10 protein-coding genes and 1 tRNA gene are annotated in these 12,408 nt (G+C 62.7%); 7 read left to right on the forward strand and 4 right to left on the reverse strand.

Translation table 11 applies throughout. The features are described from left to right. The first annotated feature begins 19 nt into the window (after positions 1–19). Entirely contained in the window at positions 20–1,978 is a 1,959-nt protein-coding gene (locus tag AC3CB8_RS11650; protein ID WP_023783700.1) for an acetoacetate--CoA ligase, read from the forward strand. A 245-nt stretch (positions 1,979–2,223) separates the two neighbouring features. Here AC3CB8_RS11650 and AC3CB8_RS11655 read toward each other — a convergent pair whose 3' ends face one another. Beyond that, positions 2,224–6,120 (reverse strand): PAS domain S-box protein, encoded by a 3,897-nt coding sequence (locus tag AC3CB8_RS11655; protein ID WP_023783699.1) that lies wholly within the window; start codon positions 6,118–6,120, stop codon positions 2,224–2,226. A gap of 242 nt (positions 6,121–6,362) precedes the next feature. Between AC3CB8_RS11655 and AC3CB8_RS11660 the strand changes: the two genes are divergently transcribed. The 5 genes from AC3CB8_RS11660 to AC3CB8_RS11680 all read left to right on the forward strand — a co-directional run bounded on the left by AC3CB8_RS11660 (position 6,363) and on the right by AC3CB8_RS11680 (position 9,948). Then, complete coding sequence (locus tag AC3CB8_RS11660) at positions 6,363–6,821, forward strand: phasin (RefSeq protein WP_023772839.1); 459 nt, start codon at positions 6,363–6,365, stop codon at positions 6,819–6,821. 350 nt (positions 6,822–7,171) lie between these two features. Beyond that, positions 7,172–7,248, forward strand: a tRNA-His gene (locus tag AC3CB8_RS11665). A gap of 173 nt (positions 7,249–7,421) precedes the next feature. Continuing rightward, complete coding sequence (locus AC3CB8_RS11670) at positions 7,422–7,589, forward strand: hypothetical protein (protein ID WP_023772840.1); 168 nt, start codon at positions 7,422–7,424, stop codon at positions 7,587–7,589. 27 nt (positions 7,590–7,616) lie between these two features. Further along, a complete protein-coding gene (locus AC3CB8_RS11675) occupies positions 7,617–8,696 on the forward strand; it encodes an OmpA family protein (RefSeq protein WP_023772841.1) in 1,080 nt (359 codons plus the stop codon). Positions 8,697–8,703: 7 nt separating this feature from the next. Further along, positions 8,704–9,948 (forward strand): caspase family protein, encoded by a 1,245-nt coding sequence (locus tag AC3CB8_RS11680; protein WP_023772842.1) that lies wholly within the window; start codon positions 8,704–8,706, stop codon positions 9,946–9,948. 6 nt (positions 9,949–9,954) lie between these two features. On the opposite strand, the gene AC3CB8_RS11685 is transcribed toward AC3CB8_RS11680, so the two are convergent. Then, complete coding sequence (locus AC3CB8_RS11685) at positions 9,955–10,527, reverse strand: DUF6931 family protein (protein ID WP_198030222.1); 573 nt, start codon at positions 10,525–10,527, stop codon at positions 9,955–9,957. Positions 10,528–10,715: 188 nt separating this feature from the next. On the opposite strand from AC3CB8_RS11685, the gene AC3CB8_RS11690 reads away from it, so the two are divergent. Further along, a complete protein-coding gene (locus AC3CB8_RS11690; RefSeq protein ID WP_352565943.1) occupies positions 10,716–11,252 on the forward strand; it encodes an OmpA family protein in 537 nt (178 codons plus the stop codon). A gap of 314 nt (positions 11,253–11,566) precedes the next feature. On the opposite strand, the gene AC3CB8_RS11695 is transcribed toward AC3CB8_RS11690, so the two are convergent. Together AC3CB8_RS11695 and AC3CB8_RS11700 are read right to left on the reverse strand one after the other, a co-directional pair. Further along, on the reverse strand, positions 11,567–12,145 hold the full coding sequence (locus tag AC3CB8_RS11695; RefSeq protein WP_352595208.1) for a caspase family protein: 579 nt from the start codon (positions 12,143–12,145) through the stop codon (positions 11,567–11,569). Continuing rightward, positions 12,061–12,261 (reverse strand): hypothetical protein, encoded by a 201-nt coding sequence (locus AC3CB8_RS11700; protein ID WP_352565888.1) that lies wholly within the window; start codon positions 12,259–12,261, stop codon positions 12,061–12,063. The genes AC3CB8_RS11695 and AC3CB8_RS11700 overlap by 85 nt, the downstream gene beginning before the upstream one ends. Positions 12,262–12,408 lie beyond the last annotated feature (147 nt).

Below are 12,408 nucleotides of genomic sequence, written 5' to 3' on the forward strand. Positions count from 1 at the left end.
GACCGTGGGAGGATCGATCATGGCTGGCGAAGTACCGCTCTGGACCCCGACACAAGACCAGATTGATGCCTCGCCGTTGACCGCTTTCATGAAGGCCGCGGCAGCGAGTACCGGCAGTCCATTCTCGTCCTATGCCGACCTCCACCGCTGGTCGGTCGAGAACCGGGAGGCGTTCTGGGATCTCGTCTGGGATTTCTGCGGTCTTGAAGGCGACAAGGGTGAACGACTGCTGCTCGACGGCGAGAAGATGCCCGGCGCTTCGTTCTTTCCGGACGCGTCGTTGAATTTTGCCGAAAACCTTCTGAAAAAGACCGGCGCCGGCGAGGCTATCGTCTTTCGCGGCGAGGACAAGGTCGAGAGGCGGCTGTCGTGGAATGAACTGCATGGCCTGGTCTCGCGCCTGCAGCAGCTTTTCCTGTCGCTCGAGGTGAAGAAGGGTGACCGTATAGCGGCGATGATGCCCAACATGCCCGAGGCCGTCGCCGCCATGCTGGCCGCGGCCTCGATCGGGGCGGTGTGGTCATCCTGTTCTCCCGATTTCGGCGAGCAGGGCGTGCTCGATCGGTTCGGCCAGATCGAGCCCGTCATCTTCATCGCGCCGGACGGCTATTGGTACAATGGCAAGGCGATCGAGGTCGCCGACAAGGTCAAGGCGGTCGCGGCCAGGCTCGGCGGCGTCCGCAAAGTCCTGCTCGTCGACTATCTCGGCACCTCCGCCGACGTGGCTGATACCATCGACAAGGCGGTGGCGATGGAAGAGGCCCTGTCGCCCTTTGCCGCCAGGCCCGTCACCTTCGAGCGGCTGCCGTTTTCGCATCCACTCTACATCCTGTTTTCGTCCGGTACCACCGGCGTTCCCAAATGCATCGTCCATTCCGCCGGCGGCACGCTCATTCAGCATGTCAAGGAACATCGGTTGCATGCCGGCCTCGGCGATGGCGATCGATTCTTCTATTTCACCACCTGCGGCTGGATGATGTGGAACTGGCTGGTTTCGGGCCTCGCGTCCGGCGCCACGTTGCTGCTCTACGACGGTTCTCCCTTCTATCCTGACGGCAATGTGCTGTTCGATTTCGCCGATGCCGAGAAGATGACCTTTCTCGGTACCTCGGCCAAGTTCATCGATTCCGTGCGCAAGGCCGGTCTCAAGCCGATCCGCAGCCATGATCTGTCGACGATACGGGCCATATCCTCCACCGGATCGCCGCTTTCCCCCGAGGATTTCCGCTTCGTCTATGATGGCATCAAGAAGGACGTGCACCTGGCCTCGGTGTCCGGCGGCACCGATATCGTCTCGTGCTTCGTGCTCGGCGTGCCGACCCAGCCGGTCTGGACCGGGGAGATCCAGGGGCCGGGCCTAGGCCTCGCCGTAGACGTCTGGGACGATGACGGCAAGCCGGTCCGGCAAGAGAAGGGGGAACTGGTATGCACCAGGGCGTTTCCGTCCATGCCGATCGGCTTCTGGAACGATCCCGACGGCAAGAAATACCAGGCGGCCTATTTCGAGCGTTTCGACAATGTCTGGTGCCATGGCGATTTCGCCGAATGGACCGATCATGGCGGCATGGTCATCCATGGCCGCTCCGACGCGACGCTCAACCCCGGCGGTGTGCGCATCGGCACCGCCGAGATCTACAACCAGGTCGAGCAGATGCCGGAAATCCTGGAGGCGCTGTGCATCGGCCAGGATTTCGACAATGATGTGCGCGTCGTGCTGTTCGTGCGGCTTGCCGCCGGTGTCAAGCTCGACGACGATCTCGAAAAGCGCATCCGGGCCAAGATCCGCGGCGGCGCCAGCCCACGCCATGTTCCGGCCAGGATCGTCGCCGTCTCCGACATCCCCCGCACCAAGTCGGGCAAGATCACCGAGCTTGCGGTGCGCGACGTGGTCCACGGCCGCGCCATCAAGAACAAGGAAGCCCTGGCCAACCCGGAAGCGCTGGAGCTGTTCCGCGACTTGCCGCAACTCGCGCAATGAACGCGACCGGCATGGTTAACAAAATAAGCCGCACGAATTTACCTAGATTTCATGAGTGGTACACATTCGTAAATTTTTTGCCGACCCGGTAAGGACTTGTTAAGGCCCGGCGTCGATAGTCGCACGTAACTTGAGGGAGAAATCCCGTTCCTCAGCCCCGAGGATCTGAATTCAGCTCAAGCCCCCGTTGTGACAGCAATCTCATTTCCTAAGGCGTCCTATTGGGCGCCTTTTTTCTTGGCTTGCTATTCCGCCAGCACCCGGGTCGAGGGGAACGCAACCTCCACCAGCGTGCCTTCGCCGGGCGTCGAATTGATGGTGAAGCGGGCGCGGTTGGCCTCCACCATCGCCTTGGTCAGCGGCAGGCCAAGGCCGGTGCCGTCGCCGCGCCCGCGCTTCAGCGCGTTGATCTGCTTGAACGGCTTCAGCGCCTGCTCGATCTCGGCCTGACTCATGCCGATGCCGGTGTCGCGCACCCGCATGACGACGTCGCCCGAGGTCTCGTAGGCGGTCGAGACGATCACCTGACCGCCAGCCTGGGTATAGCGCACGGCGTTGGACAGGATGTTGAGCGCGATCTGGCGCACGCTGCGCAGGTCGGCCACCACTTCCGGCAGCCGCGAGGCGAAGCTGGAGCGGATGATGACGCGTTCGCGGTTGGCCTGGGGCTGCATCATCGCCACGGTTTCGGCCAGGGTATCGTTGAGCGACACCGCCTCATAAGCCATTTCCTGCTGGCCGGCCTCGATCTTCGAGATATCCAGGAGGTCGTTGACCAGATCGAGCACGTGGTTGCCCGAGCGGTTGATATCGCGCAGATAATCGCGATAGCGGTCATTGGCCACCGGCCCGAACTTCTCGTCCACCATCAGTTCGGAAAAGCCGATGATGGCGTTGAGCGGCGTGCGGATCTCGTGGCTGATGCGGGCGAGGAAATCTGTCTTCTGCGAGGAGGCGCGTTCGGCCACCGCACGCGCCTGGGTGAGATCCTCTTCGGCCCGTTTCCACTGCGTTATGTCGCGCACCACGGCACAGAAGCCGCTGTCATTGGGCAATCGGCCGATGGTCATGAACAGCGGGATGAAGCGTCCCTGTGCTTCGCGGCCGATCACCTCGCGGCCGTCATTCAAGACGCTCGCCACACCAGGCTCCGACAGGCCGGTGAGATAGTCGCGCGCCGCGCGCTGGCTCTCGATGGCAAACAGCGAGGCGAACGGCTTGCCGGTCACCTCGTCGCTGTCGAAACCGAACAGCGCCTCGGCCGGGCGGCTGATCGAACGGATGGTGCCGTCGCTGCCGATCAGCACGACCCCGTCGGTGGCGGTGTCGATGATGGTGCGCATCTCGGCGATGCGTGCCTTGAGTTCGGAAATGTCGGGCTGCGTCGGCTCCTCGCCGATCGCGTGCGCCGCCGCCGGCGCATCATCCTCGCCGGAACGGCGAACGACCAGCATCAGGGCCTTGCCGTCGCGCCAGGGCACGGAGCGCAGGATGGCGTCGATCGGGAACTCCTGTCCGTCGCGCGTCTTCAGCCGCAGCGCCCGGTCGCTGCCGTCGGAGGCGCCGTCATCGGCATAGGGATCGGCAAACAAAGCGCCGAGGCCGCCCGCATCCTCCAGGTCCTCCAGCGTCGCGTACCCGGTCAGGTCGAGGAATTCCTCGTTGGCATAGTGCAACTGGTCGCCCGAATGGATGATCAGCGGCACCGGCAGCTTGCCAAGCAGCGATGTGTCGGGCGTCTTGTTTTCTGTGCCGACGGAAAAAGCCGACGGCATGAACCCTTCGGTCTTGAGCGGCGGTACGTGCAGGCGCGGCTGCTGGATGGGCGTCTCGGCCGCATGATGCGTTCTCTCGGTGGCCGCAACAGCATGATCGGCGGATGCAGTTGCTGCGTCGCCGCTCCAATCCTCGTCATCCTCAGCGTCGCGAAAATCGTCTGACGTCATGCTGTCGTCATCCGCCGGTGCCTGGGCAGGTTCTGCCTGCGCCACCGCCTCGCCATTCTCGGTCGTCGCCGCCTCTTTGTCGCTGTCGTCGGCGGCATAGTCCAGCAGGGAGCCCGAGGCCTGTGGCGGCGGGGATCCGGAGGCAGGCGCCTGTTGTTCTGCCTGGTCCGGTTGCGCACCGTCGAGCCGCGCCAGATCCCTCCGATCCTCGGCGTCGCTTGGGGAAAATTCGCCCGCATCCGGCTCGTCTTCCGCATCGGGCGCCGACATCTCATGCGCCGGGTCGCTCGCCGGTTCCTGGTTCGAATCTGCTGGCCCGGCATTCGGTTTGGCGATATCCGCCCGCGGCTTCGCATCGGTCTCCGGCTTGGCCGCGTCGTGCGGCCCGGGCAAAGACCCTGTTCCGGCACCTTGTTCCGCCTGCCTTGCCGGCTCGGCTGCTGCCGGCGGCTCCGCCGTGGAACTGTCTTTCTTCAGCCGCTCGCCGATCTCGCGGAATGCGCTGCGTTCCAGCGAGGACAGCCCCTTGTCGTTGGCAGGCTGCCGGTGTTCGGCCAACCGGATGACCTTGTCGGCAAAGCGCCGCTCCGGCTTCGGGACGATGGTCAGCGCCGGCACTTCGCCCTTGAACGGATCCGATGCCTTTGGCTCTTCGGCCTTCGAGTCTTCCGGCACTGTCTCCATGGCTTCCGGCTTGGGTGCCGCCGGCATTTCGCCATTCGGCACCAATGCCATGCCGATCGCCTCGGGATCGACGACCGCATCCCCGGTTCGCGCGACGCCGAAGCCGCGGAAGCCTTCGAAGGCGCGGCCGCGGCCATAGACAGGCAATGCCGCGAGGTCGACAGGGATCTTCAGGTCGGTACCGACGACCGGCCACAGCACCGAGCGGCCGGACCAAGTGTCGCGCCGCTCCAGCAGGCCGGCGATCTCACCGGATGCATCAAGGCCGAAGGCCGCCGCCACATCCCGGAAGCGCCGGCCGATCACGTCGGCGGCTGGATGGCCGACGAGATCGGCGAATTCTGGAGACAGGGCGCTAAACTTGCCCTCGGCGTCGGTCCGCCAGACAAAACGCATCGGTGCGGCCGAACGGTCTATGGTCCGGGTGGCCATGGTCGCGGTCGGTACTACGGGCGAGGTGGCCTCGTCCTGCTTTACGCTGTGCGCCGCAGCTTCGGTGCCGACCGCCTCTGTCACCCGTTTCGGTTCTGGCAAGGCTGGCGCGTCGTCTTCTCCGGCATTGAAATACCAATGATCGTGCTGGCCCGGCGTGCCCGCAACCGGCTGATCATTGTCGGCGGCAACGGGTGTAGACCCGGCCGGCTCCTCGATTTCCTGCGCTGTCGGTTCCGGCATATCGCCAGCCATTGGCTCGGAAGGGACGTGTTCGTGCTCGGTCGCGGCAGCTGTCGCCCCATTGTCCTGCCGAGGATCGGATCCTGTCGCGGCGGTTGCCGCCATCCGAACGCCAATCTCCTCGGCGCGGCTTTCCGTTGTCGCCGGCGAGCCGTCTGCCGGAGCCGCGCTGTCCTCGAGTTGGTCCTCGTCGATCACCACCAGCAGATGCCGCTCCGGCGTCAGCCGGGCGAGGCCGGCGGGGTAGGAGTTCATGCCGCCCGGAACGAGGCGCTTGACGATGCGCTCGCCCTGGGCCGCGACGTCGGCCACCAGGGCCGCCAATGTCGCGGGCTGGATGTCGAGCGCCGAAAACCCCTCCGAGGCGGCCTCGACATTGCCCTTGCCATCAATGAAGGCGATGAAATGGCCGTCTTCGGTAAAGCCGCTGATTGCCCGGCCGGCGATCTCGGCGGCACTGCGCGAGCCGGTCCGCGCGACCGGTACCGCCAGCATGATGGCATTCTCGCCATCGGGCAGCGTCACGGCACTGGCGAGAAAGCCGACGGCGCGACTGGTCATGCCGGTCGCAAGGCGCACGGTGATCGATCGATCGACGCCGATCTTGGGAAAACCGCTGGTCGCCATGATCTGGCGGCGTGCGATCAGCGGCAGCCGCGCCGAGGCCCCGATGATCGCTTCGATATCGGGATAGCCAAACATGGCGGCGCCTGGCCCGTTGGCCCAGATCACCTGCTCGAGGTCCACCGACAGGATCGCGATCGCGTCGCCGGCGGCAAACCGCAGGCGGACCCCGTCGAGCACGGCGACGTCGAGGAAGGAATATTCGGACGGCATGCGCTTGGCGAACCCTCACGGAGCGGCGAATTTGCAGTTAACGCTTTGTTAATAAAAGCCGCAGCCACGAAGGTCCACAAGCCAGAACGTGCAACGGCTGAATTTTGGCCGTTTGGTTAACGTCCGAAAACATTTTTTGTGCACTGCAACAAAGATATTGCAATGCACAAGATTTGCCTTTATATTGCCATCATACATGAACGAGACGGCTTTCTGTCAAAGCCGCTGCCAAAGGATGGAAAATGTCCAGGACCAAGACCGCCGAGACGATCGAAAACGTTGAATTCCCGAGCTTCGACGCTTCCAAGGCCACCGACCAGATGCGCGCTTTCGCCGAAAAGGGCGTTGAGCAGTCGAAGGAAGCCTACGCCAAGCTCAAGACCGGTGCCGAGGAGACCCAGAAGGCCCTGGAGTCGACCTATGAAACCGCCAAGGCTGTTTCCAGCGACCTGTCGCTCAAGACCATCACCGCGCTGCGCGCCAATGCCGAGGCCGGCTTCTCGCATCTCGAAGCTCTGATCGGCGCGAAGTCGCTGTCGGAAGTCGTCGAGCTGCAGACCGCGTTCCTGCGTAAGCGCGTCGAACTGACCGTCGAGCAGGCCAAGGACTTCCAGGCCGTTGCCTCGAAGGCGGCCGAGGACGTCTCGAAGCCGATCAAGACCGCCTTCGAGAAGGCGATCAAGGAAATCAAGGCCGCCTAATAGCGCATCGTCCGCGGATGCAACAAAAGGTCGCATTTTGTCGGACAAATAGATGTGAGATAGTGGCGATCAAGCGAGAATACCCGGCGAGTGGAACCTCCTCCCTCTGCTCTTCGGGGTGACCAGCCAGCACCTCCTCCCGCTGGCTCGTAACAGGAAAAGGCCGGCACCTCCTCCCGCCGGCCTTTTTCTTTGCCCGGCGAAAGGTGCGCCGCTGTAGGGAAGTGGCCTTTGCTTTGCAAAAGCCTTGAATTAGAATTGATAAGCCCGTAAGGACGCATCGCCGAACGAAAGAGCGGACCGCGGAGAGTGAACCTTCCACCCCGGTCCTCCTACTAACGTTAAGACGTGCCGTTGTAGCTCAGATGGTTAGAGCGCCGGATTGTGGATCCGGAGGTCGCTGGTTCGATCCCAGCCAACGGTACCACTGGTTTTCCATTAAACTATTGAATTATTGTGAAATTTTACCTTTGGCGGCAGGATTTGTATTAAATAGATATCGCAATTGGGACCCTTGCGGTCAGCCTGAAACTCGCGAGCTATCCAGCGACGGGAACCCTGTCCCTGCCGGATCGTGCCCTGTCGCCGGAGTCGAGCCTGATGGCGGATGAGGTCGACCAGCTGCGCTACGAACCCCGGATCGGTGCCGCCCAGCCGGCCGAGGTCGGCTTCGAGATCCGGGCCGACAGCAATTCATCCAGACCCGCCACGATGAAGCTGTCGCCAAGCAGTCGCAAGTGCTCTATGCTCCCGCTTGGTGTCGTGTAGATACGGTGGTCTGGGCAGGGGCGTTCCATGTTCAAAGTCGTCGCATTCTGGTGGAAAACCACAAACGCTCTTGGCGTGATCGTCGCGCTATCCAGCCTATTGCTCGGATCGCAAGTTGCCAGCGCCGCGCCGAACTGGACGCTCGATCCCGCCGCTTCGGTGATCACCTATCAGTCGGTCAAGAAGAACACGATTGTCGAAACCAACAAGATCAGGAACATCACCGGCACGCTTAGCGCGGCGGGCGATGCCAAGGTCAAGTTCGACCTCAATTCGGTCGATACCGGCGTCGACCTGCGCAATGTGCGCATGCGCTTCCTGTTCTTCGAGACATTCAAGTACCCGACCGCCGAGCTGACGGCGAAAGTGGATCCCGCCGCATTCGCCGATCTCGCGACAAAGCGCAGGGTGAAGGCAACCTTGCCGTTCCGTCTCAATCTGCACGGCGTCGACAAGGACCTCGAGGCCAGCGTCGTCGTCACCATGATTAGCGACGCTATGGTGTCGGTCGCTTCGGAGGCTCCGGTCGCTGTCCATGTCGAGGATTTTGGCCTGTTGCCGAACGTCGACAAGCTGCAGCAGGCCGCCAATGTCACTAACATCGTGCCCACCGCGTCGGTGTCGTTCGATTTCGTCTTCACCGCCGACGGCAGCCAGCCGGCCGCCACCCAGGCCGCCGCGGCGAGTTCGGCCGATGTAGGTCCGGTTGCTACGGATGCCGCCAAGGCGAACTTCAGCGACGAGGAATGCCTGAACAGGTTCGCCGTGCTTTCGCGCACCGGCGCCATCTACTTCCGGCCGGCCAGCGCGCGGCTCGATGCGAAAAGCCGTCCCTTGCTGACCGAGGTCGAAGGTGTCGTCGGAAAATGCCCAAGCCTGAAAGTCGAAGTCTCCGGTTATACCGATTCCGACGGCTCGCCGGACGCAAACAAACAGCTGTCGGAGCGGCGGGCCCAGGCTGTTGCTGACGCCGTCGTCGCCGCGGGCATCCCTCGCACGCAGATCACGGCGACCGGCTATGGCGAGGAACGGCCGGTTGCCGCCAACGATACGCCCAAGAACAAGGCTCTCAATCGGCGGATCGAGTTTTCCGCCACCAAGCTCTGAGGTTGCGGTGAGTCCCGACCTGATCGCCCGTTGCGGTGGCCTCTTTCGCGCCGCCGGGCTCGCGGCGCTCGCCCTGCTGTTGACTTTGACCGCCGCCAGCGCCGAGCGCCGCGTCGCACTTGTCCTAGGCAACGCGCAGTACCAGCACGCGGCGCCGCTCACCAATCCGGTGCGCGACGCCCAGGCCATGGCCGAACGCCTAAAGAAGCTCGACTTCGAGGTAGTTTCCGGCTTCGACCTGACCAAGCCGCAGACGCAGGCGACGATCGCCCAGTTCGCAAAACAGGTGCGCGGTGCCGATATCGCGCTGTTCTTCTACGCCGGCCACGGCTTGCAGGTCTCGGGCAAGAACTATCTGCTCCCGGTAGACGCCGCGCTGGAGGACGAGACCTCCCTCGACTTCGAGGCCGTGTCGGTTGATTTCGTTCTGCGCCAGATGTCACGGGAGACCAGCATCAGGCTGGTGTTTCTCGATGCTTGCCGCGACAATCCCCTTGCCGAGGTGCTGGCCAAGACCGCGGGCGTCCAGGGCGCGAGCAGTGGCCTGGCTGAGATCACGATCGAGAATGGTGGCGCCGGCACGCTCGTCGCATTCGCCGCCAGTCCCAATCAACTCGCCTATGACGGGTCGAGTGAACATTCGCCTTTCACCGCCGCACTGCTTCAGCACATTGGCGAATCCAACATCTCCATCACCGAGGCGATGAACAGGGTGACCGGCGACGTCTTCAAGGCAACCGCCGGCAAGCAGCGCCCCTGGATCAACGTTTCGCTGACCACGGAAGTCGTTCTGCACAAGGTCGATCTCAATGCGCCGTTGATCGTGGGCGAGGCAAGCAAACCTCAGACCGAAGGCGGCTCCGATGCCCGCAACACCGGCGCGGCAAGTGCATCAGGCCAAGGTGGCGACCAGCTTGCGCTCGATGTGCTGCGCCAGAAAATCCCCAAGCTGGCGTCGGACGCCCCGATCCTTTTTGACCATCCCATCGATTTCGGCGATGCGGCAATCGACGGCAAGAGCATCGCAGAGCTGATCAAGGGCAAGCCCCTGTTCAGTCCGGTGGAGGGATTGGACAAGTCGATCTGGGAGGGCAAGCATTGCGACGGCTGCCATGAATGGAACGAGGCCCGGCTGTGCGATCAGGCGAAGAATTTCGCCGCCAATGATGTCTCTGTTTTGCGCCTGCAACATCCCCTGGGAACACGCTTCAAGGTGGCGCTTGCCAGATGGGCGCAAGGCGGCTGCAAGTAGGCGGCCCTAATATGCATCCGCCGATTGCCGCAGCGCCTCGATCTCGGCCATCTGGATGCCCATTTCGACAAACGCCGAAAGAACGGCAAACCGGTCCGCGAGAGCGACACGGGCCAGTCCGGCCAGAATCCCGGCATTGACCGCATGTGCAGCAGGAAATGGTTGCAAGGCCGGTGCCATCATCGTGGCCGTGGCCGAACCATCGTCTGGCCATACCGCAGCCAGCGCAATCCAGCCGACCGGCGATGGGGTCGCAGCAGCTGTGCTTAGGACTGCCCGATGGCGGGGATTGTCCGGCTCACTAACCCAGTCGCGAACATGCGCAAGCAGTTCTTGATCGGTTCCATCGAACAGGTCGGTCAGATGGCTGAGGCATTCATGGGCCCACCAGACCCCGGCCCGCTCGGGAAGCAGGTAGGCACAGAAGGTAATCGCTTCCTCGGGAACGCGCCCAGCGAGGAGGACGCGGCAAAACGCGATCGAGTTTTGTTCGGTTGGAAGGGTTCCCATGTCCCGGGCAATAGCGGGACAAGCCGTGAAAAGATCCCGTGCCGTTTTGAATCGGAGCCCATTGGCCATGACCGCCACGCTTTCATCGAGAAGCTCAGGCCACTCAAGCCTCGGGCGCGGCGCGGGTCAAGTCTCAACCGGTGACGCGGCAACAACGGGCGGCACTATCGTGCCCCAGCGTTTATCGACAGACAACTGCCTTGGAATTTGGTATGACAATGTCATTGGAATTGGATGCTCAAAAGGGAGTAACCGCTATGCAGTGGGGCAGTTCAGCCTTTGTGTTGGCGGTCGTGTTTTTCTCGACCCACGCTTCCGCCGACCCCATTCAGAAATCAGAAGACATCGTGAAGTTTTTTGCCGGCGCGGCCGATCTCGGCAAGTCGCGAGGAATTTGTGTCGGCACCGAGGAGGAGTGCAAGAGCAAGACCAAGGCAAATGACGCGCCGGGAGAAAAATCCAGCCTCGATATGCTGATCAATTTCGGTCTGGATTCGGCTGCACTCGACACCACCGCACGCGCTGAACTCGACGAGTTCGCCAAGGCGCTGAAGGACAGCCGGCTGAGCACATTCAGCTTCGTCGTGGAAGGCTACACCGACGCCACCGGCACGGTGCATTACAACGAAGGCCTGTCGCAACGGCGAGCGCAATCGGTGGCAGCCTTCCTGACGGCCAGCGGCGTAGAGGCTTCCCGCATCAACGCGATCGGCATGGGCGAAAAGAATCCGCGCAGCCCCAACCCGTACGATCCGCTTAACCGCCGCGTGGAAATGCGGATAAAGACGCAGTAGCGCGGGGCTCTCACTGCTTGAGTACGCTACCCACGGCCACACCGGCGCCGAAGATTAGCGCCTTGGCGAGGAAGCTGTTGTCGTCGCGCGGCGGCGGTCGATCATCCTGCTGCACTATGATCTCGCGGTCGCGCCACTTGTGGGCGATCTGCCGCTGTTTGCCGGGTTCCGTGCCACCGGCCCCAGCGAGCGGACCTTCTGCACCACCTGCTGTTTTGGCTGCGCCGCCCGGGCTTGATCGGCAGCATATCTGGCACGCACGGCCTCCATCATCGGATCTGTCTGGATCACGAGGAACGCCAACTGCTCGCGCGTCAGATAGGTGGTTTGCGGCAGACCGCTCTTGGCTTGCCAGATACCGATCGCCTGACGGGTCTGGGGGCCTCGCCGTCGAAGGCGATGGGGCCCGGATCCGTAGCATAGGCAATCAGCAGGCCGCCCGTACCGACGCCGTCCGATTTTGCTTCGACCGGCGCCAGGCCGGCGCCTAGTGAGGTGGAGCGGCTTTTCGGCAGCGAGGCCGCCAGCGTCCTTGCCAGCGGATTGTCGCGGCAGGCATCGAGGATGATGACGCCAATCGCCGGGTCGGGCGGTAACGCAGCCATGAAATCGTCGATCTGGATGGTCCGGGTCTTGAGATAGGCCGGCGACGTCAAATCGGCGTCGATCGGTATCAGGTAGTTCTTGCCGTCGACCTGCATGCCATGACCAGCATAGAAAATGACCGCGAGGTCCGCATCGTAGGCTTGCTCGGTAAACCGGCTGATGAGGCTGTGCATTCCAGCATTGTCCTGGTCGACCCCTTCGATCACCTCGAACCCGGCATTGTGCAGCGTCGATGCGATGAGGTGGGCATCGTTGGCGGGATTGGGCAGGCAACCGCATTGATATATTTGCTGTTGCCGATCACCAGCGCCACGCGCTTGGCGTCAGGCGCGGCGGCCTCGGCGCCGAAGGCGGCAAGGAAGAACAGGATAATCCCGCTCAGAAAAACCGCGAACGCTTTCATGGACCAGCCCTCTATCCGCCAGGGTGCAGTGTTGATGTCTGCGCAGCTAGGTTTCGTCAGCGACTGCGTCGCCTGCCAAAATTAGCTCCTGAGCGTATGTGATCTTGACCGCGGTTTTGGTTCACAAAAGTTCCCAAAAAAGCTGGC

The sequence above is a fragment of the Mesorhizobium sp. P160927 genome, from assembly GCF_057766385.1.